Annotated in this window: 19 protein-coding genes; 10 read left to right on the top strand and 9 right to left on the bottom strand. The window is 65.2% G+C overall.

Features of this window, described 5'->3' with window-relative positions:
• Positions 1-42 precede the first annotated feature (42 nt).
• Positions 43-1,626, bottom strand: coding sequence for an aldehyde dehydrogenase (NADP(+)) (locus M3I56_RS33395; RefSeq protein ID WP_254357629.1), 1,584 nt, complete (start codon positions 1,624-1,626; stop codon positions 43-45).
• A 269-nt stretch (positions 1,627-1,895) separates the two neighbouring features.
• On the opposite strand from M3I56_RS33395, the gene M3I56_RS33400 reads away from it, so the two are divergent.
• From M3I56_RS33400 to kdgD, 4 genes are all read left to right on the top strand, one after another.
• Complete coding sequence (locus tag M3I56_RS33400; RefSeq protein WP_254357630.1) at positions 1,896-3,227, top strand: MFS transporter; 1,332 nt, start codon at positions 1,896-1,898, stop codon at positions 3,225-3,227.
• A 39-nt stretch (positions 3,228-3,266) separates the two neighbouring features.
• The gene (locus tag M3I56_RS33405) at positions 3,267-4,355 is read left to right on the top strand and encodes a lactonase family protein (RefSeq protein ID WP_254357631.1); all 1,089 of its coding nucleotides are present in this window, start codon (positions 3,267-3,269) and stop codon (positions 4,353-4,355) included.
• A gap of 63 nt (positions 4,356-4,418) precedes the next feature.
• Positions 4,419-5,768, top strand: coding sequence for a glucarate dehydratase (gene gudD, locus M3I56_RS33410; protein WP_254357632.1), 1,350 nt, complete (start codon positions 4,419-4,421; stop codon positions 5,766-5,768).
• 51 nt (positions 5,769-5,819) lie between these two features.
• Positions 5,820-6,737 (top strand): 5-dehydro-4-deoxyglucarate dehydratase, encoded by a 918-nt coding sequence (gene kdgD, locus M3I56_RS33415; protein ID WP_254357633.1) that lies wholly within the window; start codon positions 5,820-5,822, stop codon positions 6,735-6,737.
• Between the two features lie 107 nt (positions 6,738-6,844).
• Here the strand turns inward: kdgD and M3I56_RS33420 are convergent, their stop codons facing one another.
• Both M3I56_RS33420 and M3I56_RS33425 read right to left on the bottom strand, forming a co-directional pair.
• On the bottom strand, positions 6,845-7,096 hold the full coding sequence (locus M3I56_RS33420; RefSeq protein ID WP_254357634.1) for an H-NS family nucleoid-associated regulatory protein: 252 nt from the start codon (positions 7,094-7,096) through the stop codon (positions 6,845-6,847).
• 85 nt (positions 7,097-7,181) lie between these two features.
• Positions 7,182-7,886, bottom strand: a complete 705-nt coding sequence (locus M3I56_RS33425) for a cytochrome b/b6 domain-containing protein (protein ID WP_254357635.1) — start codon at positions 7,884-7,886, stop codon at positions 7,182-7,184.
• A 175-nt stretch (positions 7,887-8,061) separates the two neighbouring features.
• On the opposite strand from M3I56_RS33425, the gene M3I56_RS33430 reads away from it, so the two are divergent.
• Positions 8,062-8,661, top strand: a complete 600-nt coding sequence (locus tag M3I56_RS33430) for a TMEM175 family protein (RefSeq protein WP_254357636.1) — start codon at positions 8,062-8,064, stop codon at positions 8,659-8,661.
• Positions 8,662-8,715: 54 nt separating this feature from the next.
• Here the strand turns inward: M3I56_RS33430 and M3I56_RS33435 are convergent, their stop codons facing one another.
• On the bottom strand, positions 8,716-9,285 hold the full coding sequence (locus M3I56_RS33435; RefSeq protein WP_028206315.1) for a DUF4142 domain-containing protein: 570 nt from the start codon (positions 9,283-9,285) through the stop codon (positions 8,716-8,718).
• Between the two features lie 405 nt (positions 9,286-9,690).
• On the opposite strand from M3I56_RS33435, the gene M3I56_RS33440 reads away from it, so the two are divergent.
• Complete coding sequence (locus M3I56_RS33440; RefSeq protein WP_254357637.1) at positions 9,691-11,019, top strand: MFS transporter; 1,329 nt, start codon at positions 9,691-9,693, stop codon at positions 11,017-11,019.
• A 10-nt stretch (positions 11,020-11,029) separates the two neighbouring features.
• Complete coding sequence (locus M3I56_RS33445; RefSeq protein ID WP_254357638.1) at positions 11,030-12,700, top strand: AMP-binding protein; 1,671 nt, start codon at positions 11,030-11,032, stop codon at positions 12,698-12,700.
• A 107-nt stretch (positions 12,701-12,807) separates the two neighbouring features.
• Here the strand turns inward: M3I56_RS33445 and metE are convergent, their stop codons facing one another.
• Entirely contained in the window at positions 12,808-15,102 is a 2,295-nt protein-coding gene (gene metE / locus M3I56_RS33450) for a 5-methyltetrahydropteroyltriglutamate--homocysteine S-methyltransferase (protein WP_254357639.1), read from the bottom strand.
• Between the two features lie 149 nt (positions 15,103-15,251).
• Here metE and M3I56_RS33455 point away from each other — a divergent pair, with 149 nt between their 5' ends.
• From M3I56_RS33455 to M3I56_RS33465, 3 genes are all read left to right on the top strand, one after another.
• Entirely contained in the window at positions 15,252-16,160 is a 909-nt protein-coding gene (locus tag M3I56_RS33455; protein ID WP_254357640.1) for a LysR family transcriptional regulator, read from the top strand.
• Positions 16,161-16,425: 265 nt separating this feature from the next.
• On the top strand, positions 16,426-17,376 hold the full coding sequence (locus M3I56_RS33460) for a choline ABC transporter substrate-binding protein (RefSeq protein ID WP_028206310.1): 951 nt from the start codon (positions 16,426-16,428) through the stop codon (positions 17,374-17,376).
• Positions 17,377-17,475: 99 nt separating this feature from the next.
• Complete coding sequence (locus M3I56_RS33465) at positions 17,476-19,122, top strand: APC family permease (RefSeq protein ID WP_254357641.1); 1,647 nt, start codon at positions 17,476-17,478, stop codon at positions 19,120-19,122.
• Between the two features lie 94 nt (positions 19,123-19,216).
• Here M3I56_RS33465 and M3I56_RS33470 read toward each other — a convergent pair whose 3' ends face one another.
• The 4 genes from M3I56_RS33470 to betB all read right to left on the bottom strand — a co-directional run bounded on the left by M3I56_RS33470 (position 19,217) and on the right by betB (position 23,136).
• Positions 19,217-19,411 carry a hypothetical protein gene (locus tag M3I56_RS33470; RefSeq protein ID WP_254357642.1) on the bottom strand — a complete coding sequence of 65 codons (195 nt, stop codon included), beginning with the start codon at positions 19,409-19,411 and terminating at the stop codon, positions 19,217-19,219.
• Between the two features lie 44 nt (positions 19,412-19,455).
• The gene (locus tag M3I56_RS33475) at positions 19,456-19,782 is read right to left on the bottom strand and encodes a hypothetical protein (protein ID WP_254357643.1); all 327 of its coding nucleotides are present in this window, start codon (positions 19,780-19,782) and stop codon (positions 19,456-19,458) included.
• Between the two features lie 154 nt (positions 19,783-19,936).
• Complete coding sequence (gene betA / locus M3I56_RS33480; protein ID WP_254357644.1) at positions 19,937-21,655, bottom strand: choline dehydrogenase; 1,719 nt, start codon at positions 21,653-21,655, stop codon at positions 19,937-19,939.
• Between the two features lie 11 nt (positions 21,656-21,666).
• Entirely contained in the window at positions 21,667-23,136 is a 1,470-nt protein-coding gene (betB, locus tag M3I56_RS33485) for a betaine-aldehyde dehydrogenase (RefSeq protein WP_254357645.1), read from the bottom strand.
• Between the last annotated feature and the right edge of the window lie 5 nt (positions 23,137-23,141).

Genomic DNA, 23,141 nt, shown 5'->3' on the forward strand with positions numbered 1-23,141 from the left:
CTGTTTTCATTTGCGATGCGCGCAAGGCGCTGATGAGGCAACTCAGCCGCGCATCATCTCGCCGTTCTTGCGCCGCCAGAGATCGAGCGGATTGGCGTCCGCCAGTGCCTGCGGCAGCAGCTCGGCCGGGAAGTCCTGATAACACACCGGCCGCAGGAAGCGTTCCATCGCGCTCGTGCCAACCGACGTCGCGCGGCTATCGGAGGTGGCCGGGAACGGGCCGCCGTGCACCATCGCGTGCGTGACTTCCACGCCGGTCGGGAAGCCGTTCACGAGCAGGCGGCCGGCCTTGCGTTCGAGTATCGGCACGAGGCGCATCGCGGCGGGCACGTCGGTGCGGTCCATCTGGATCGTCGCGGTGAGCTGGCCCGCGAAGTGCTCGGCCACGGCGAGCAGTTCGGCTTCGTCCTTGCAGCGCACGAGCGTCGAGGCCGGGCCGAACACTTCGTCTTCGAGGGCGGGCTGCGCGAGGAAGGTTTGCGCGTCCGTCACGAAGAGGGCGGCGAACGCCTGGTTCGGGCCGCTCGCGCTCTGGCCTTGCGCGAGGGCGCTGACGCCCTGGGTTTCGGCCAGCCGCCGCGCGCCTTCTTCATACGCCGCATGGATGCCCGCCGTGAGCATGGTCTGCGCGGGCTTGACGCCTAGCGCCTGCGCGGCGGCCTGCGCGAACTGGTCGAGCGCCGGACCTTCGATGCCGATTGCCAGACCCGGATTCGTGCAGAACTGACCCGCGCCGAGCACGAGCGAATCGACGAAGCCCTGCGCGATGGCCGCGCCACGCGCCGCGAGCGCCTCGGGCAGCAGGAACACGGGATTGATGCTGCTCATTTCCGCGTAGACCGGAATGGGCTCAGGCCGGTTCGCGGCGATGCGCATGAGCGCCGTGCCGCCCGCGCGCGAGCCGGTGAAGCCCACGGCCTTGATGGCCGGGTGCGCAACGAGCGCCTCGCCCACGGTGCGCCCCGCGCCGACGATGAGCGAGAACACGCCCTCGGGCAGTCCCATCTCCTGCACGGCCTGCTGGATCACGCGGCCCACCATCTCCGAGGTGCCGAGGTGCGCGCCGTGCGCCTTGACGATGACCGGGCAGCCCGCCGCCAGCGCCGCGGCCGTGTCGCCGCCCGCCACCGAGAACGCGAGCGGGAAGTTGCTCGCGCCGAACACGGCGACCGGGCCGAGCGCGATTTTCTGCAGACGCAGGTCGGCGCGCGGCAGCGGCTTGCGTTCGGGCAGGGCGGCGTCGAGCGTGGGCGTGAGCCACAGTCCCTGGCGCACTTCCTGTGCGAACAGCTTGAGTTGACCGACGGTGCGGCCGCGCTCGCCTTCGAGGCGCGCCTTGGGCAGGCCGGTTTCCGCGTGGGCGCGTTCGGTGAGCGCGTCGCCGAGCGCGGCGATGCCGTCGGCGATACGTTCGAGGAACGCCGCGCGCACGGCGAGGGGTAGCGTGCGGTAGGCGTCGAACGCCTCTGCGGCGAGCTTGCAGGCGGCGTCGACGTCGGCGGCCGTGCCGCTGCCGAAGGCCGGTGCGGGGATCGCTTCGCCCGTGGCGGGATTGAAAGCCGCGAGCGGCTTTTCCGAGCCGCGCACCGCGCGGCCTCCAATGAGCATGTCGCCAGTGATTTGCATATCGTCTCCGAGCATCGTTGCAGTGAGTTAAGTCATCGTACAACCATAATACGCCAGTTCATCGCCGCCGCCCACCCGCGGCAGGCACCTGTACCAGACAAAGAGCGCTGCAGGCGCGCCAATTCGAGCTTTATCGGTTATGATTCCCGTTCCGGAGCAGGGTAAACACGACATTGGCTCCCTCGACAGCCGAGCTTAAAATGTCATCAGACAACGTACCACGACACATCTAATCCGCGCGCCGCCAGCGCCTGAAGGAGACAACCCCGATGTCCGTCCCTGCCAACCGTTATGAGGACCTGCTGGAGTCAGCCAGCGCGAAGGTCCTGCGGCACGTGCTCCCGCTCTTCCTCATCATGTTCATCGCGAACTATATCGACCGTGTGAATGTCGGCTTCGCCGGCGCGCACATGAAAGCCGATATCGGTCTTTCGGCGGCGGCGTATGGGTTCGGCGCGGGGCTGTTCTTCGTGGGCTATGCGATTTTCGAGGTGCCGTCCAACATCCTCATGCAAAAGTATGGCGCACGCGCCTGGCTCACGCGCATCATGGGTACGTGGGGCGTCGTGGCGGCCGCCATGGCGTTCGTGCACAACGACACCTCGTTCTACGTGCTGCGGTTTCTGCTGGGCGTTGCCGAAGCCGGTTTCTTTCCCGGCGTGATCTATTACTTCGCGCAGTGGCTGCCGCAGAAAGAACGCGGCAAGGCGGCGGCGGTGTTTCTCGCAGGCTCGGCGTTCGCCTCGGTGCTCTCGGGTCCGATCACGGGCGCGCTGCTTTCCGTGCGCGGCCTGGGTCTCGCGGGCTGGCAGTGGATGTTCCTGATCGAAGGCGGCTTTTCCATCGTGCTGTGCGGCGTGAGCTGGGTGTTCCTGAAGTCGCGCATTCGCGATGCCCACTGGCTCACGAGCGACGAGCAGGGCGCGCTCGAAACGTACCTGGTGCGCGAGCAGGCCGAGCGCGAAGCCGCCACGGGCGCGCACGTGCCGGTGCTGCGCCTCTTGAAGGACCCGCAGATCGTGCTGTTCTGCTTCCTCTACTTCGCCATCCAGCTCACGATCTACGCGGCCACGTTCTGGCTGCCCACGATCATCCGCAAGATGGGCGGCCTCACCGACTTCCAGGTGGGCCTCTACAACGCCATTCCGTGGCTGATCGCCATCGTCGCGATGTACTGCTTCGCGCTGCTCTCGGCGAAGTACCGCTTCCAGCAGGCGTGGCTTGCCGTCGCACTCGTGATCGCGGCCTGCGGCCTGTTCGCTTCGACGTCGTCGGACCCGGTGTTCTCGTTCGTGGCGATCTGCTTCTCGGCCATCGGCTTCAAGGCGGCTTCGTCGCTGTTCTGGCCGATGCCGCAAGGCTATCTCGACACCCGCGTGGCCGCCGGCGTGATCGCGCTCATCAATTCGCTCGGCAACCTGGGCGGGTTCTTCGCGCCGGCCACCTTCGGCTATCTTCAACAGCATACGGGCTCGATTACGGGCGGCCTCTACGGCCTTGGCGTGACCTCGCTGATTGCCGCCGCCGCCGCGTTCCTCGCCCGTAACAAGCCGTCGCGCCGTGCCTTCGCCGACGATTCGGTCCGCAGCGGCGCGCACTGAGCCCGCGCGCAACCCTCAATCGAGAAGGAAACCCACACCATGAACCAGCCGAACCCCGAACGCTTCTTCGTCTACGTCGCGAATTCGAAAGACGGCGACATTGGCGTGTTCCATCTCGATGCGCGCAATGGCGCGCTCACGCCGCAAGCGCGCGTGGCCGCGCAGGACAACGTGATGCCGATGGCGCTCTCGCCCGATCGCCGCCGCCTTTACGCGGCCACGCGCGGTGCGGACAAGCGCATCAACGACTACGCCATCGACGCGCAAAGCGGCAGTCTTGCGCCGCGCGTGCAGACGCCGATCGAATCGAGCCTCGCGTATCTGTGTGCCGAGCCGAAGGGGCGTTTCCTGCTGGGCGCTTCGTACGGCGAGCATCGCCTGAGCCTGTATGGCGCGCAGGATCTCGAGAATGGGCATGGCGCGCCGCTGCAGGTGATCGGCGAGATCGAGCATGCGCACGCCGTGATCGTTTCCGCCGACGGGCGCTTCGCCTATGCGTCGTCGCTCGGCAGCGACCGCGTGTTTGTTTTCGCGCTGGAAGACGCGGGGCGCCTCGTCGAGACCGGCACGGTCGATCTCGGGGCGGGCTTCGGTCCGCGGCATCTGCGCTTTTCGCCCAACGGCGACGTGCTGTACGTGCTGAGCGAATTCCGCGCGACGGTGGCGGCTTTCGCGCGCGACGCCGCCACGGGCAAGCTCACGGCGCTGCACGTCTCGCCGCGCGCGCCGGTGCTCGCGCATCTGAACGACGGCTTTGCGCGCCCGAGCCCCACGGACCCCGTGCAGCCCGACCCCGCCGTGCTCGCGAAGCTCGTCTGGGCCGCCGACATCCACGTCTCGCCCGATGGGCGCTTCGTCTATGTGTCCGAGCGCACGACGAGCCAGATACTCACGCTGCGCGTCTCCCAGGACGGCGCGCTCGATTACGTGGGCGCGACCGCGACCGAGACGCAGCCGCGCGGTTTTCGCATCGACCCGACGGGCCGTTTTCTCGTGGCGTGCGGAGAAAAATCGCAACACGTGTCGGTCTACGCGATCGATGCGGCGAGCGGCGCGCTCACACCCGTCTCGCGCGGCGAGGGCGGCAACGGTGCGAACTGGGTGGAGATCGTTGCCGCCAGCGCTTGACCGGTTCAACCCAAAGTTTCGATTGTCAGGGCCAAGCGCCGCACTTTTACAGGTAATCCGTTCATGTCTACACAAACCGTTCAACCGAACGCCACGCCCGTTGTGACCGAGTTGCGCGTCGTGCCCGTGGCGGGCCGCGACAGCATGCTCCTGAACCTCTCCGGCGCGCACGGTCCGTTCTTCACGCGCAACGTCGTGCTGCTGCGCGACAGCGCGGGCAACACCGGCATCGGCGAAGTGCCGGGCGGCGAGGCGATCCGCAAGACGCTCGAAGACGCGCGCGCGTTCGTGGTCGGCCAGTCCATCGGCAATATGCAGTCGGTGCTCAATACCGTGCGCAAGCAGTTCGCCGATCGCGACTCGGGCGGCCGCGGCCTGCAGACCTTCGACCTGCGCACCACGATTCACGCGGTCACGGCGCTCGAAGCCGCGCTGCTCGATCTGCTCGGCCAGCATTTGAACGTGCCCGTTGCCGCGCTGCTTGGCGAAGGCCAGCAGCGCAGCGAAGTGGAGATGCTCGGCTACCTGTTCTTCATTGGCGATCGCAACAAGACCGATCTCGCCTACGCGAGCGGCGCCGATGGCCGCGACGACTGGGAGCGTCTGCGCACCGAAGAGGCGATGACGCCGGAAGCCGTCGTGCGCCTGGCCGAAGCCGCGCAAGCGCGCTACGGCTTCAACGACTTCAAGCTCAAGGGCGGCGTGCTGGCGGGCGACGCGGAAATGGAAGCGGTCACGGCGCTGGCCGAGCGTTTTCCCGAAGCGCGCGTGACGCTCGACCCGAACGGCGCGTGGTCGCTCGCGGAAGCCATCCGCCTGTGTCGCGACAAGCATGACGTGCTCGCCTACGCGGAAGATCCGTGTGGCGCAGAGAACGGCTATTCGGGCCGCGAAGTGATGGCGGAATTCCGCCGCGCCACCGGCCTGCCCACGGCCACCAACATGATCGCGACCGACTGGCGCCAGATGGGCCACGCGATTCAGCTGCAATCGGTGGACATTCCGCTCGCCGACCCGCACTTCTGGACCATGCAGGGCTCGGTGCGCGTGGCGCAGATGTGTAACGACTGGGGCCTCACGTGGGGCTCGCACTCGAACAACCACTTCGACATTTCGCTCGCGATGTTCACGCATGCAGCCGCCGCGGCGCCCGGCAAGATCACGGCGATCGACACGCACTGGATCTGGCAGGACGGCCAGCGCCTCACGCGCGAGCCGCTGCAGATCGTGGGCGGCAAGGTGCAGGTGCCGCACAAGCCGGGCCTCGGCATCGAAATCGACATGGACGCGCTGGAAAAGGCGCACGCGCTCTACAAGGAGCACGGCCTCGGCGCGCGCGACGACGCGATCGCCATGCAATACCTCATTCCCAACTGGAAATTCGACAACAAGCGTCCGTGCCTCGTGCGCTGAACGCCGTCTTCGACTGAACACCTCTACTGACTTCGCAACAGGATCAAGACCATGACCACGCCGCAAGAACTCAAGCAAATCGTCTCCGAAGGCCTGCTTTCGTTCCCCGTGACCGACTTCGACGCGCAAGGCAACTTCCGCGCGAGCACCTACGCCGAGCGCCTCGAATGGCTGGCCCCGTATGGCGCGAGCGCGCTGTTCGCGGCGGGCGGCACGGGCGAATTCTTCTCGCTCACGAAGAGCGAATACTCGCAGGTCATCAAGACCGCCACCGAAACCTGCAAGGGCAAGGTGCCGATTCTCGCGGGCGCGGGCGGCGCGACGCGCGTGGCCATCGAATACGCGCAGGAAGCCGGGCGCAACGGCGCGCAGGGCATTCTGCTGATGCCGCACTACCTCACGGAAGCGTCGCAGGAAGGCATTGCCGCACACGTGGAGCAGGTCTGCAAGGCCGTGCCGAAGATGGGCGTGATCGTCTACAACCGCGCCAATTCGAAGCTCAACGCCGATATGCTCGAGCAGCTCGCGGACCGCTGCGAGAACCTCATCGGCTTCAAGGACGGCGTGGGCGAGATCGAGGCGATGGTGACGATCCGCCGCCGTCTTGGCGACCGTTTCTCGTACCTGGGCGGCCTGCCCACGGCCGAAGTCTACGCAGCGGCATACAAGGCACTGGGCGTGCCCGTGTATTCGTCGGCGGTGTTCAACTTCATTCCGAAGACGGCCATGCAGTTCTACCGTGCGATTGCCGCCGACGACCACGCGACGGTGGGCAAGCTCATTGACGAATTCTTCCTGCCGTACCTCGCCATTCGCAATCGCCGCGCGGGCTACGCGGTGAGCATCGTGAAGGCGGGCGCGAAGCTCGTGGGCCGCGACGCGGGCCCGGTGCGCGCGCCGCTCACCGACCTCACGGAAGAGGAAGTAGCGCAGCTCGACGTGCTGATCAAGAAGCTCGGCGCGCAGTAACGCTGTTGGTGTTCACGCCATGCTCGCGCCAGCCGGCGCGCGCGGCATGTCTGCTTGCGACAGGGCCGTTGCGGCCCTGTTTGCGGATGAAGGGCGAATTCGCTCGGTCAGGCGTTGTCGCCGAACAGGTCCAGATTGGCGCGCTCGCGCTTTTTGCCGTCATTGCCTTCGGTCTTGCGGGCGCGGCGCGCGCCCTTTTCGCGGCGCGGTTTGCCAAACACCTCGTCGGGCGTGAAGCCGAATTCGGCGATTGCCGCGCGCACGTTGGCCAGTGCCTCGTGCGCCGCTTCGGCGCGCACCGCTTCGATGCGCTCGTCGAGTTCGCGCTTCTGGGCGAGCAATTCGCGGTAGGTAGCCATCGATAATTCTTGTCGAGTGAAAACGAGCCGCTGATTTTACGCGTTGTGCAGGCTTCGCGTGGGCTTTACACCGCAATTTCCGGCATCAAAGATACGCGGCGAGCAGCGCCACCACGACGCCGGATAACCCCATCAGCAAGGCCGCGAGCCAAAGCGACCCGTGCGCGGGCGCGCGCACCGAGGCGGGCAGGCGTTTTTTGCCGCTCACCATCGGGCCGACCAGATTGTGGCCTTTCACGAGCGCATAGACCGCAATCGCGCACACGTGCAGCACGACCGCTGCCGCGAGCAGATCCCAGCCCCACGCGTGCAGGCCGGCGATCGCGTTGGCGATTTTTGCGGGCACGATTTCGCTGAGCGGGCCTTCGTCGGCGATGTCGTTGTTGTCGTAGAGACCGGTGAGCGTTTCGACCAGCAGCAACGCGAGCAGCAGCAGAACCATCCAGCCGCCGGCCGCGTTGTGGCCCACCTGGACGTCGGGCTCGCGCCGCCACAGATGGCGCAGATGCTCGATCGCCTTGCGCGGCGAGGCGACGAAATGCGAGAAGCGCGCGGTCTCGCTGCCGAAGCACCCCCACAGGATGCGAAACAGCACGAGCGCGAGCAGCGTCTCGCCGAGGCGCACGTGCATCTGCATCCAGTTCATGCGCTGTGTGACGTAAGCGGCCGCCACGAGCACGACGGTCAGCCAGTGGAAAAGCCGCGTGGGCAGGTCCCAGACAGGCACGCGCCGCTCAGGGCGATCGGGGTGCTCGGGACGGTCGCGGGTTGCGGATGTCGTGGGGTTCATGATTCGAGGCGGGCGGCCGGGCGTAGCGCTCAAAGGCATCATAGGCCAGGAATGCGCGCGCGATGTATGGCGCAACCCGCTCAACTGCGATGCCCTCAGCGGTTACGTGGCGTCGCGCGGCGACTTCGGCGATACTTGCCGCTCGCCTTACATCCCTTGCAAGCCGATTCCGCAGATGGAAAAAAACCGACTCGAAGCATTCAGCGATGGCGTGCTCGCCATCATCATCACCATCATGGTGCTGGAACTCAAGGTGCCGCATGGCGACGATCTTGCTGCGCTCGCGCCGCTCTGGCCGGTTTATCTGAGCTATGTGTTGAGCTTCATCTACGTGGGTATCTACTGGAACAACCATCACCACATGCTGCAGGTGGCGCGCCGCGTGAACGGGTCGGTGCTCTGGGCCAACCTGCATCTGCTGTTCTGGCTTTCGCTGTTGCCGTTCACCACGGGCTGGATGGGCGAGAACGAGTTCGGGCGCTGGCCGACCGCGCTCTACGGCATCAACCTGCTGTTCTGCGCGCTGGCTTACGTCGTGCTGCAATTCACGCTGGTGCGCTATCACGGGACGCAAAGCCCGCTTGCCATTGCGCTGGGCAATGACGTGAAGGGCAAGATTTCACCGGCGCTGTATCTGGCGGGGTTTGCGCTCGCGGCGTTCGACTATCCGCGCATTGGCGCGGCCTTCTACTTCATCGTGGCGTTGCTCTGGCTCGTGCCCGATCGACGCATGGAGCGGCTCGCCCTCGCGGCCGGCGAAAAGAAGGAAGAGTAAACGGCACTGGGGCCGGCGCGCATGCGGCCGGCCCCTTCGAGCATCACATCGTCATCAGCCTGCCAGGTGCTTGCGCTTGGCGAGTTCCTGAGCCTTGGCATAGTCGGCCTGGATCACAGGCAGGCCTTCCGTGGCGGCCTTCTTGAGGCCCGCATCGCGGCCCGAGGCGATCTCCGCCTGGAATGCCGAAAGCGTCTTCTGCTGGCCGGCCAGCGCGACCTGCTCGATATACGTCTTGTCGAAGTCCGCGCCGCGCAGATCGTTGATGCTGCTGATCACCGCCGCATCCGGGTCGTTGCGCGGCACGTCCACGCCGCGCGGGCTCGCCGCGCGCATCGAGTCGGACAGCTTCGAATAGTCGGCCACCAGTTTTTCCGCAAAGGCCTTCACTTCGCGATCGGTCGAGCGCGAGTCGGCAATGCGCGCGGCATCGCGCTGCGTGGCGACGGTTTGCGTGCCGTCCGCGATGAAGGCCTTGTCAGCTTCGTGAAGCTTGCCGGGTGCGGCCGAAGTCGAGGCAGAAGCCGCGGAAGGCGCGGGGGTCTGCGCATGGGCGCTCAGCGTAACGGCGCAAAGGCTGGCGGCCGAAGCCGCGATGAGCGAGGCAAGCGAGAGGCGAGTCATGTGAACTCCTTTCTGCGTAGTTGGTATCGATTGCACGCGCAGGGCCTTGCGTAATGCGGCTTTCCGTGCTCTGCGCGGGACCGTTGTGGCGTGGCGCCTTGCTGCTCAACGGTCTGGGGAATTCTATGAAGTCGCTCGCCGTTCAGGTGAAACGATTGCTTCGCTTGTGTAACGGTTGGTAAGAGAGCATGCGACAGAAATAACGATCGGCGTATTCACATCGACGTCATGCGTTTATGCCAATACGGCGTTTTCCATTCGCGTCAACCGGAGCACAATGTCCCTCGCGCTATCGTTGCCGCTACTGCGAAAAGTCCCACGATCTGGGCACGAACGCGGTTTGAGTCTCACGAGCTTGCGCATCAGCGCACGCAAAAAAACGTAGGCCAACGAGGAGGAGACAGGATGGACGACGAGCTGGTTGCAACCGCATCCACCACAAAATCGACTGCCGCAGCCACCACCGCCGCGAATTTTCGCTGGCGCGTGCTGATCTGGCTGCTGTTTGGCGGCATCATCAACTACCTCGATCGCGCGAATCTCGCGATCGCCGCGCCCGGCATGATTCACGACCTCGGGCTCACGCGCACGCAGATCGGCCTGCTGGGCACCGTGTTCGCCTGGACCTACGCCGTAATGCAGTTGCCGGCAGGCTGGATCATCGACCGCTTCGGCGCGAAGCGCGCCTATGCAGTGGGCATGATCTGGTGGAGCGTGGCGACGTGGCTCACCGGCGTGGTCGGCTCGATCTCGGGCCTCATCGTCATGCGCGTGCTGCTCGCCGTGGGCGAGGCGCCGTGCTGGCCGACCTCCGCGAAGATCACGGCCGCGTGGTTTCCCGCCAAGGAGCGCGGCTTCGCCACCGGCATCTGGGATTCGTCGTCGAAGTGGGGGCCCGCGCTCGCGCCCGCCGTGCTCGTTGCGTTGATGATCGCGTTCGGCTGGCGCTCGCTCTTTCATGTGACGGGCGCCATCGGCATCGTTTTCGCCGTGCTGTTTCTGTTTCTCTATCGCAACCCCGCGCAAAGCAAGCGGCTCACGCGCGAGGAATTTGCGTATATCGAAACGGGCGGCGGCGGCCACGAGCGCTCGCTCACCACCGCGCCCATTCGCTGGCGCGCGCTATTCGCTTCGCGCAGCGTTTGGGGCATGATCTTCGGCTACTTCTGCGCGATCTGGCTGTGGAATATCTTCCTCGTGTTCCTGCCGCTCTATCTGCTCGATCGCTTTCATATTTCGTTCGCACAACTGGGCATCTACGCGAGCATTCCGTGGTTCGGCGGCGCGGCGGGTGAGATCGCCGCGGGCTGGATCGCGAAGAAACTCGTGGATCGCCACGTGGCTTCGCCCATGGTCGCCAAGCGCATGCTGATCGTGGTGGGCGCCATTGGCGCGGGCGTGTGCGCGGCGGCGCTGCCACTCGCCGGCACGATAGGCGCGAGCGTCGCGCTGATGACGCTGGGGCTGGCGTTCATCGCCGCCACCATCGGCAACGCGTGGGCGCTCGCGGCGGACATCGCCCCGTCTTCGATGGTCGCTTCCGTGAGCGCGATCCAGAACTTCGGCGGCTATTTCGGCGGGGCGTTCTCGCCGGTCGTGGCGGGCTTTATCGTCGACCGCACGGGATCGTACTCGCTGGCGTTCATCATGGGCGGCGCGATCGCAGCCTGCGCGGCGCTGTTCTACTGGTTCATGGCGCGCAGCACGGTGGGCCAGTCCGCGGACGCAGCTTGAGGAGATCAACGTGAACGCCTACGAACGCTTTCCCTGGCGCGCGCTATACGACGCCGGGATCGAGCCGAATCCTCGCCAGGACTATACGAACGGTCTCGACATGTTCGCGGCGGCGCTCGCTCGCGCGCCGCACGAAAGCGCGCTGCTTTACTTCGACGGCAGGCTCGACTGGCAGGCGCTCGACGCATGGAGCGACCGCATCGCCTGCTTGCTGCTGGACGAAGGCGTGCAGCGAGGCGACCGTGTGGCGCTCTATCTGCAGAACGTGCCGCAGTTCGTGATGGCCTTGCTCGGCATCTGGAAGGCGGCCGCCGTGATGGTGCCGGTCAATCCGATGAACCGCGCGCGCGAACTGAGACTGTTGCTCGACGATTCGCAAACGCGCGTGCTGATCTGCGACGCCGCGCTCGAAGGCGAAGTCGTTCGCGAAGTGATGGCGAGTATCGAAGCCGAAGGCAAAGCCGCGCCGCGCGTACTCACGACGCGCGCGCGTGCGCTGCAAACACGCGACGATCCACGCGTGTTCGGTGCACAGCGCGAGCCAAGCGGGGCAGGCGAGGGCGCACGCGATCTTTTGCAGGCAGCGCAGGCCGTGCAGCCAGGGCGCAAGCCGCCGCCGGTCGCGCTGGCGGCGAGCGACGCCGCCATGCTCGTCTATACCTCGGGCACAAGCGGCCGCCCGAAAGGCGCGATCTGCACGCACGGCAACTTCGCGTTCAATTCGCAGACCTACCGCGATTTCTGCGGCCTGCGCGAAGGCGGCCCGATACTCGGCGTCGCGCCGCTCTTTCACATTACCGGCCTGGTTGGTCACATCGGCGCGGCGTGGATTGCGCGGGCACCGCTCATTCTCACGCACCGCTTCGACCCGGCGGCCACGCTCGACGCCATCGAGGAACACCGCGCGGAATTCACGATTGGCGCGATCACCGTGTTCATCGCGCTGCTGCATCACGCCGATGCGACCCGCGAGCAACTCGCGACGCTCACGAAGATCTATTCGGGCGGCGCACCCATCGCGCCCAGTGTGGTGGAGGCGTTTCGCGCGAAGTTCGGCCACGTGATCCGCGGCGCGTATGGGCTCACCGAAACGAATTCGCCCACGCACATGGTGCCGCTCGCGCGGACGGCGCCCGTCGATTCGCGCAGCGGCGCGCTGGCCATGGGCGTGCCCGTGCCGGGCGCCGAAGCGGCGATCGTCGACGATGACGGTCACAGCATCGCTGCCGGTGAAACGGGCGAAATCGTTTGCCGCGGACCGATGGTCGTGCCCGGCTACTGGAACAACGCGGCGGAGACGGCCAATGCGTTCCGTGGCGGCTGGTTCCATACCGGTGACGTCGGCTTCATGGACGAAGCGGGCTGGTTCTATCTCGTCGACCGCAAGAAAGACATGATCAATGCGGCCGGATACAAGGTCTGGCCACGTGAAGTGGAAGACGTGCTTTACGGCCATCCCGCCGTGCGGGAAGCTGCCGTGGTGGGCGTGCCCGATCCGTATCGCGGAGAGACCGTGAAAGCCGTCGTGAGCCTGCGTGCGGGCACGGTGGCCGACGCAGCGGAACTGATCGCGTTTTGCAAGGCGCGCATGGCTGCGTACAAATACCCGCGCATCGTCGAGTTCCGCGACGAATTACCGAAGACGGCCACTGGGAAGATCTTGCGGCGGGAATTGCGGTAATGGTTGCGCGGGCAACTTGATGAGGTCGAAGACTGATGCGCCCCGAGACTGGCTCGGGGCGCGTGACACGACTCGCTAACGGGCTAGCGGGCGTGCGCTTCGGTGCCTTATTGCACCAGGCTGCGCAGCGCCCTGGCGGCAGCGACCATGTTGGTCAGCGCCGGAATCACCTCGGCCCACTGACGCGTCTTCAGCCCGCAGTCAGGGTTGACCCACAGGCGTTCTGCCGGAATGCGCCCGGCGGCCTTCTGCATCAGTTGCACGATGTGCGCTTCGGTCGGGATGTTCGGCGAGTGTATGTCGTACACGCCGGGCCCGATTTCGTTCGGATACTTGAAGTTGTCGAACGCGTCGAGCAGTTCCATGTCCGAGCGCGAGGTCTCGATCGTAATGACGTCCGCATCCATATCGGCGATCGACGCGATGATGTCGTTGAACTCCGAATAGCACATGTGGGTGTGGATCTGCGTTTCGTCTTCCACGCCGTTCGCCGTGATGCGGAACGATTCCACAGCCCAGCGCAGATACTCGCCCCACTGCGCGCGGCGCAGCGGCAGACCTTCGCGCAGCGCGGCCTCGTCGATCTGGATCACGCCCACGCCGGTCTTTTCCAGGTCGAGCACTTCTTCGCGAATGGCGAGCGCGAGCTGGTAGCACGAGACCGAACGCGGCTGGTCGTCACGCACGAAGGACCAGTTGAGAATCGTCACGGGGCCGGTGAGCATGCCCTTCATGGGCTTGTTCGTGAGCGACTGCGCATAGGTGATCCACTCCACCGTCATCGCCTTCGGGCGGCTGATGTCGCCGAACAGAATGGGCGGCTTCACGCAGCGCGAGCCATACGACTGCACCCAGCCGAACTGGCTGAACGCGTAGCCGTCGAGCTGCTCGCCGAAGTATTCGACCATGTCGTTGCGCTCGGCTTCGCCGTGCACGAGCACGTCGAGACCCAGTTGCTCCTGCTCACGCACGCTACGCTCGATTTCGGTGCGCATGGCGGCCTGGTAGCCCGCGTTGTCGAGCGCGCCGCTCTTGAACTGGCTGCGCGCCTGGCGGATTTCCGCCGTTTGCGGGAAGGAGCCGATTGTGGTGGTCGGGAATGCGGGCAGCTTCAGGCGTGCGGCCTGCTTCGCGGCGCGCTCGGCGTAAGCGTGCTGACGATTGCCGAGCCGCGCGTCGATGCGAGCGATCGCGGCCTTCACTGCGGGGTTGTTCACGCGCGGCGACTGGCGGCGCGCTTCAACCGCAGCAGCGTTCGCGGCGAGAACGGCTGCGACCTTGTCGCGGCCGGCATTCAGCGCCGTGGCCAGCACCTTCACTTCGCCGAGCTTTTGCAGCGCAAACGCGAGCCACGAACGGATTTCAGCGTCGAGCTTCTCTTCGCTCGCGAGATCCACCGGCACGTGCAGCAGCGAGCACGACGGCGCGATCCAGAGGCGCTCGCCCAGTTGCTTCGCGAGCGGCTCGAGCCAGTCGAGCGTGGCGTTCAGGTCCGTCTTCCAGATGTTGCGGCCGTTGATCGCGCCCACCGAAAGCACGCTCTGGGGCGACAGCTTTTGCGCGGCCAGCGCGACTTCGGCGCGAGCGTTGATCGCGTCGATATGCAGACCATCGACGGGCAGCGAGCACGCGAGGTCGAGATTGTCCTGCAGTTGGCCGAAGTAGGTGGCCAGCAGCAGCTTGACGCTGCGCAGCTCGAACCCTTCGTACGCCGTCGCAAACGCGGCGCGCCATGCCGGATCGAGTTCCGTCACGAGAATCGGCTCGTCGATCTGCACCCATTCGACGTCCATCACGCGGAAGTAGTCGAGCAGGGCCCGATAGACGGGCATGATGCGCGGCAGCAGCGCCAGCTTGTCCGAGTCGTCCTTGGCCTTGCCGAGCCACAGGTACGTGAGCGGCCCGATGATCACCGGCTTGGCCTTCACGCCCAGTTCGCGGGCTTCGCGCAGTTGCTCGGAAAGACGCGAGGTGTCGAGGTTGAACTGCGTATCGGCCGTGAATTCGGGGACGATGTAGTGATAGTTCGTGTCGAACCACTTCGTCATTTCGCCGGCCGCGACGCCGCCGCAGCAAGCGGCATGGTCCTCGGCGCCTGCCGCCGAGCGGCCACGCGCCACGCGGAAGTAGTTGTCGAGCTTGTCGCCGTGGAAGCCCTGCATGCGCTCGGGCAGGTTGCCGAGCGTGAAGCTCATGTCGAGCACCTGGTCGTAGAACGCGAAGTCGCCGGCGGGCACGAGGTCGAGATCCTTCTGGTTTTCCCAGTGGCGCGCGCGCAGTTGCGCGCCGAGCGCCTTCAGTTCGTCGCGCGAGGATTCGCCCTTCCAGTAGCGTTCCAGACCGAATTTGAGTTCGCGTTTCGCGCCGATGCGCGGAAAGCCGAGATTGTGCGTGGTGACCATGTGCGGTGCCGTCCGAAATGAAAGTTCTGAAAACGATCCAGGGTGGCTGCGATCATAGAGGTATCCGACGATGAAGAAAAATGGCATTATTTCATCCATCCATTAATTTTCTTCATCTGTCGCCAGCCTGGCGCGGGTTCTCCTTTTTTATGCTCGAACGCGTTCATCTAGTCATCGTCCGCGAAGTCGCCCGCCAAGGCTCGCTCACCGCAGCGGCGGAGTCGCTTTTCCTCACGCAATCAGCGTTGAGCCATACGGTCAAGAAGATCGAGCAGCAGCTCGGTACGCAAATCTGGGACCGCGAGGGGCGCAGCCTGCGGCTGACGCAGGCCGGGCAATATCTGCTCTCGTTGGCCGAACGCCTCTTGCCCCAGTTCGAACTCGCGGAAGAGCGCATGAAGCAGTACGCCGCGGGCGAGCGCGGCACGCTGCGCATCGGCATGGAATGCGCCCCGTGCTACCAGTGGCTGCTTAAGGTGGTCTCGCCGTACCTGGCGCGCTGGCCCGACGTCGACGTGGACGTGAAGCAGCGTTTTCAGTTTGGCGGCATCGGCGCGTTGATCGGCTATGACATCGACGTGCTGGTGACGCCCGATCCGCTCATCCGGCCCGGACTGCGTTTCGATCCGGTGTTCGACTACGAACAGGTGCTGGTGGTCGCGGAAAACCATCGGCTCGCGAACGTGCGCTACGTGAAGCCCGAGCAGCTCGTCGACGAAACGCTCATCACGTATCCCGTGGATACCGACCGGCTCGATATCTACAACCAGTTTCTGCGGCCCGCAAGCATCACGCCGCGCCGTCACAAGACGATCGAAACGACCGACATCATGCTGCAGATGGTCGCGAGCCATCGCGGCGTGGCTGCGTTGCCGCGCTGGCTCGCGGAAGAATACGCAGACCGCATGCCGCTCGCGATCGTGAAGCTCGGCAAGCAGGGCATCGCGAAGCAGATCTTTCTCGGCACGCGGGAAGGCGACGCCGTGGTCGATTACCTGAAATCCTTTGTTGATTTCGCGCGCGACCCGGTCTGGCAACAGCCCCGTGTGCGAGGCTGACGCCGCCCGGCGCACGCGAGCTTGCGGCAATGGACGCGTGTGCCGGCCTGATTACGTTTTGAAAATGAAAGGAACGCCGCGCAAGTTCGTATATTGATCGTTCAATTAACTTAAAGCCGCTGTTCATCGGCGCTCGCTGGAATCGCTTGTCGCTTCTGCGCAATTGCTCGTCGCAATTGCTACGTTAGTCCGCTTTTTGCCGGACAACCATGTGTCATGAGACTTCATGACCCTGCGACGCAGTTCGATTCCTGAGGAGATGACGATGTGCCGATTCCCCCTGCTTAAGACAGGCGCGCTCGCGTGCGCCGCGATCCTCTGCACCAGCGCCTATGCGGCCGATCCCGCCGCGTGCAAGGACGTGCGCTTTGCCGACGTGGGCTGGACCGATATCGCGGCGACCACGGGCGTGGCATCGACGATTCTCGGCGCGCTTGGCTATGCGCCGACGAAAACGATCGCTTCGGTGCCGATCACGTTTGCAGGGCTCAAGAGCAAGCAGATCGATGTGTTCCTCGGCTACTGGTCGCCGACCATGGACCCGATCATCGAGCCTTTCGCGAAGTCGGGCTCGATCAAGGTGCTCTCGACGCCGAATCTCACGGGCGCGAAATATACGCTTGCCGTTCCCGATTACGTCTACCAGGGCGGCCTCAAATCGTTCCAGGACATTGCGAAATACGCGGACAAGCTGCAAGGGCGCATCTACGGCATCGAACCCGGCAACGACGGCAACGCGCTGATCCAGAAGATGATCGGCGCGAACCAGTATGGGCTCGGCAAATTCAAGCTCGTCGAATCGAGCGAGGCGGGGATGCTCGTGCAGGTGAACCGCGCCGTGCGCGAGAAGCAATGGATCGTGTTCCTCGGGTGGGAGCCGCATCCCATGAACGTGCAGATGAAGATCGACTATCTCTCCGGCGGCGATGCGGTGTTCGGACCTGACTATGGCGCGGCGCGCGTGCTGACCGCAGAACCGCCCGACTATGCGGCGCGCTGCCCGAACGTGGCCAAGTTCGTGTCCAACCTGCAGTTCACGACCGCCATCGAGAACCATTTGATGGTGCCGATCGCCAACAAGGAGGACCCCAACAAGGCCGCCGCCGACTGGCTGCGCAGCAACCCGCAGGTGCTCGACAACTGGCTCGCCGGCGTGACCACGCTGGACGGCAAGCCGGGCCTGCCTGCCGTGCGCGCCTCGCTGGGCGTGCACTGACGCGCCGTTGTCCGCGGTGAGAGCCGCGGACACCCCTGCGGTACATCCCTATTTGCGCGGCAATTTTGGTTGATTAGCGTTCAAAAGAGGAGGAGGCAGATGGAGCAAGCAGGAATCGGTACCCATGGCGCAGAGGAGAGCGCCGCACGAGGCGGTCATGGCCATGCGCTGCAGCGCGGCCTCACATGGAAAGATGCGTTCTGGGTGACGAGCGGCGTGCCCGCGGGCGTGCTGTTCACGATCGGCGGCGTTTGCGCGACCATCGGCCAGCCGGCCTGGGCCATCTGGATCGCGTCGATCACGATGGGCCTCGTGCAAAGCGCCACTTATGCCGAGATTTCAGGGCTCTTTCCGCACAAGTCGGGCGGTGCTTCGGTGTACGGAGCAATCGGCTGGGTCCGCTACAGCAAGATGATCGCGCCGGTTTCCGTGTGGTGTAACTGGCTCGCGTGGTCGCCCATGCTGGCTCTGGGCTGCGGACTCGCCGCGAACTACGCGCTCGCCACGCTGTTCGCGCCCGAAGCGGCGATCCTGCAGTGGCACTGGACGCTCGCCAACCTGGACTTCATCAAGCCGGGTCTCACGCTGCGCATCAACGCCACGTTTCTGATCGCCGCGGCGTTCCTGCTGATCACATTCCGGCTTCAGCACAGCGGCGCTTCGAAGGCCGCGAAAACGCAGAAGATTCTCGGTATCGCTTCGCTCACGCCGCTTTTGATCGTCGGCCTCGTGCCCTTCATCACGGGCGATATTCCCGCAAAGCATCTCTTTCCGCTGCTGCCGCTCGGGCACGACGCGCACGGCAATCTCAGCGCGGCGGTGTTCGGCACATGGAACGGGCAGGGCGTGGTCATGGCGCTGGGCGCGATGTTCATGGCGGGATGGGCATCGTACGGCTTCGAAACGGCGGTGTGCTATACGCGCGAGTTTCGCGACCCGCGGCGCGATACGGCGCGGGCGATATTCTGGTCGGGCGCGCTTTGCCTCGTCGTGATGACGCTCGTTCCGCTCGCGTTTCAGGGCTCACTGGGCACGGCGATGATGCTCGATCCGCGCATTGGCGACGGCACCGGTGTGGGCGCCGCGATGGCCGCGATGGTGGGCGGCGGCGCCTGGGTGGGCAACGCCGTGGTGGTGATGCTGATGCTCTCCATCTTGCTGATCGTGATGACGTCGATGATGGGTTCGTCGCGCACGCTCTATCAAGCTTCGGTGGACGGCTGGCTGCCGCGTTACCTCTCGCGCGTGAACGAGCACGGCGCGCCGACGGCGGCGATGTGGACCGATCTCGGTTTCAATCTCATCCTGCTCGCGATGTCGGACTATATGACGGTGCTGTCGATCTCGAACGTCTGCTACATGTTGTTCGTGTTCCTGAACCTTCAGTCGGGCTGGATTCATCGCATGGACCGTGGCGCGTGGACACGTCCGTTTCGTTGCCCGACGTGGCTGCTCGCGCTGGGTGCGCTGTGCGGCTATGCGAACCTTGTGTTCGTGGGCGCGGGCGCCAATCTGCAAGGCGAGGGGACGCTGCGCGATGGCCTCATTGCCATGCTGCTGATCGTGCCGGTGTTTGCTTTCCGGCATTACTGGCAGGATCGCGGGCGGTTTCCGGCGGGCAGTGCGCTCGATATGGAAGTGAGCGTGCCAGTGCGCAGCCGGTGGTTGAGTCTCGCGCCCTATGGTGCGCTCGTTGCGGCGGCGCTGACAATTGCGGTTTCGCATTGGCTGGCCGCGTCGGTTTGAGTGGGCTTCAGTGTTGGCGGCATCGTGCGGGCGGGTTGCTCGCGTGGTGCCGCGTTTTTTGGCGCGCTTTTCGCGTAATTGATCGCACGCTGCATCAATGATGCTTGATGACGCCCAACGTGACCGTGAAATCGCTGGTTGCATACGAGCCAATCATGCTCAATTGCGCGACCGGGTTGCTGTGCGCGTCCTCGAGCGTCAGCACCCCGCCGGTGAGGCCGTTGACGGGACCGGATACGAACGTACCTTGCGTAGCGGGAGCGTGCAGCTTGATGACGTCGCCCTTCACGAAGCCCGCTATCACGCCAGCGAAGGCCCCGGGGTTGAGCAGAATCAGCTTGCCCGTGTTGCTGGCGAACGTGATGGTTTGCGAGCTTGCAAGCCAAGCCTCGGTGTGGTCAGGACCGCGCCTGGGTCGAGCGTCAGCACCTGGTTGGCTTGCACGCCATAAGTCGCCGTCAAGAGACCCGATGCGGTAGCGCTCCCGTAGAACTTCAGCCGTTGTACGGTCCCGCCACCGATCACCACGACGCCGACGCCATCGATGCTCGCAACGTCGTTCGGCCCCGGCGGCTGCGTCGCGGCTGCACCGTTGACGGTCCAGTTTGCCGCAGACGCAAAATCCCCGGCCGCGCCTGGGGCCGAGCTATAGACGGCCATGCTCGATCTCCTGATGCGCCGCAGATGAACGCTCCGCTCCCTAAGCCTAAAGATTGCGGTGCGTTTTCGCGTCCATCATCTGGTGGAGAACGTGAGCCGGCGCGCAGATCCTGCGCGCCGGCTCTGGCCCGTCGGCGTTGCTTAAAGCGTCACGCTATGCGCGTACTTTCTCCCTGCGCGACGTGCCTTCCGCCGCGGAAAAACGCGCCCCCCGCGCCGGCTTCCCATTCGCCACGAAATACGGCGCACCCGATCGCGCAAGCGCCTCACGCCCGCGTATCCGGTCCGCGATCTTCTCCGCGATCATGATGGTCGGTGCATTGAGGTTGCCGGTGGTGATGCGCGGCATGATCGACGCGTCCACCACGCGCAGGCCATCGAGTCCATGCACGCGGCCTTCACCGTCCACCACGGCCATGTCGTCGTAGCCCATCGCACACGAACACGACGGGTGATAGGCGGTCTCCGCGCGGTTGCGCACGAAAGCATCGATCTCTGCGTCGGTCTTGAGCGCCGCACCGGGGCTCAACTCGCGTCCGCGAAACCGGTCGAGCGCGGGCTGCGCAAGGATTTCGCGGGTGACGCGGATCGCGTCGCGGAACTCGCGCCAGTCGAGCGCCTCGGCCATGTAGTTGAAGAGAATCGACGGATGCTGGCGCGGATCGCGCGAGCGCAGTTTCACGCGCCCGCGGCTCGGCGAGCGCATCGAGCCCACGTGCGCCTGAAAGCCGTGCATCTTGATCGCATTGCTGCCGTTGTAATTGATCGCAACGGGCAGAAAGTGATATTGAAGGTTCGGCCACGGGTCGTCGTCGCGCGTGCGAATGAAGCCGCCCGCCTCGAAATGATTGCTTGCGCCAATACCGGTGCCGCGCAGCATCCATTCAAGGCCAATAGCCGGTTGATTGCGCATGAGGAGCGCAGGGTAAAGCGACACCGGCTCCTTGCACTCGTACTGCATGTACATTTCCAGGTGGTCCTGAAGATTCTGCCCGACGCCCGGCAGATCGAGCACAACGGGAATGTCGAGCTCGCGCAGCCACGCACCGGGGCCGACACCCGAGCGCTGCAGGATCTGCGGCGAGGCGATCGCGCCCGCACACAGCAGCACTTCGCGGCGCGCGTAGCGGGTCACGCGCGCGGGCCCGTCGAGAAAGACCACGCCACACGCCCGCTTGCCGCTGAACAGAATGCGGTCCGTCACAGCGTGCGTGACGATATCGATGTTGGGCCGATGCCTGGCCTGATCCAGATAGCCTCGTGCGGTGCTCGCGCGCCGGCCTTTGGCCGTCACGGTGCGGTCCATCGGCCCGAAGCCTTCCTGGCGGTAGCCGTTGAGGTCGTCGGTGCGCGCATAGCCCGCCTGCACGCCCGCCTCGATCATGGCCTCGAACAGCGGGTTCACGCCCGGCTTGCTCGTCGTCACATGAACGGGACCTTCGCCGCCGTGATAGTCGTTCGCGCCGATGTCGCGCGTTTCGGCCTTGCGGAAATAGGGCAGGCAGTCCAGATAGCTCCAGTCTTCAAGCCCCTTGCGCTCGGCCCAGCCGTCGTAGTCGAGCGCATTGCCGCGGATATAGCACATGCCGTTGATGAGCGACGACCCGCCCAGCCCCTTGCCGCGGCCGCATTCCATGCGCCGGTTGTTCATGTGCGGCTCGGGATCGGTTTCGTAGGCCCAGTTGTAGCGGCGGCCCTGCAACGGGTAGGCGAGCGCCGCGGGCATCTGCGTGCGGAAATCGAAGCGGTAGTCGGGGCCGCCCGCTTCGAGCAGCAGCACGGTCGCGCCGCGGTCCTCGGTGAGGCGCGCGGCAAGCACGTTGCCCGCCGATCCCGCGCCGATGATGATGTAGTCGTATTCTTGCGCTGCCATGCAGGACTCCCTCAGAAAACGGGCTGATACGGTCCCAGTTCCACCTGGACGGATTTGATGCGCGTGTAGTGCTCGAGCGTGGTGATGCCGTTTTCGCGGCCCACGCCCGACTGCTTGTAGCCGCCCACGGGCATTTCGGCAGGCGACTCGCCCCACGTGTTGATCCAGCAGATGCCGGCTTCGAGCCGATGAATCACGCGATGCGCGCGCGAGAGATTTTCGGTCACGACGCCGGCGGCCAGGCCGTAAAGCGATTCGTTGGCGCGTGCGATGACTTCGGCTTCGTTGGCGAAGGCGAGAATGCTCATCACCGGGCCGAAGATTTCCTCCTGCACGATGCGCATGTCGTCGCGGCAACCGGAGAACACGGTGGGCTGCACGTACTGGCCGCGCGCGAAATCGCCCTGCGTGAGGCGCGCGCCGCCCGCGAGCAGCCGCGCGCCTTCGCGCTTGCCGCTTTCGATAAAGCCGAGCACCTTATCGAGCTGCGCGGCGCTGGCGAGCGGGCCGAAGTTGGTGGCGGGATCGGTGGGGTTGCCCACGCGGATGCGCTTCACGCGTTCGAGCACGCGCGCCTCGAACGCGGCGATCACCGATTGATGGACGAACACGCGCGTGCCGTTGGTGCAGACCTGGCCGGCGCTAAAGAAGTTGGCGGTCACTGCGATGTCGGCGGCGCGCTCGAGGTCGGCGTCTTCGAAGACGATGAGCGGCGACTTGCCGCCCAGTTCCATGGTGACTTCCTTGAGCGTGGAGCCGCCCGCGGCCGCCATGACCTTTTTGCCCGTTTCGACGCCGCCCGTAAACGAAATCTTCTCGATGCCGGGATGCAGGCTCAGCATGGCGCCTACGCGGCCGTCGCCATGGACCACGTTGAACACGCCGGGCGGCACGCCTGCCTCGATATAGATCTCGGCGAGCTTCGAGGCCGAAAGCGGGGTGATCTCGCTCGGCTTGAAGATCATCGCGTTGCCGGCGGCAAGCGCGGGCGCCGATTTCCAGCAGGCGATCTGCAGCGGATAGTTCCATGCGCCAATGCCCGCCGTGACGCCCAGCGGCTCGCGCCGCGTGTAGACGAACGAGCTTTCGCGCAGCGGAATCTGCTGGCCTTCGAGCGCGGGTGCGAGGCCCGCGTAGTATTCGATCACGTCGGCGCCGGTGGCGATGTCCACACTGCGCGTTTCGGTGATGGGCTTGCCCGTGTCGCTCGTTTCGAGCGCCGCGAGTTCGTCGTTGCGCTCACGCAGCAACTCGACCGCGCGCCGCAGCACGCGCGAGCGCTGCATGGCCGTCATGGCGGCCCAGACGCGCTGGCCGTTACGGGCCGACTGCACAGCGCGGTCGATATCGGCGGCGCTCGCGTGCTGCACCGTGGCGAGCCGCGTGCAGGAGGCGGGATCGTAGGTGTCGAATGTTTCGCCGCTGGTGGCGTCGGTATAGGTGCCGTCGATGAAGAGGCGTTGCAGGGGAAAGAGGGGCATCGATT

This window comes from Paraburkholderia sp. CNPSo 3281 (assembly GCF_024206515.1).
GTDB lineage: Bacteria > Pseudomonadota > Gammaproteobacteria > Burkholderiales > Burkholderiaceae > Paraburkholderia > Paraburkholderia nodosa.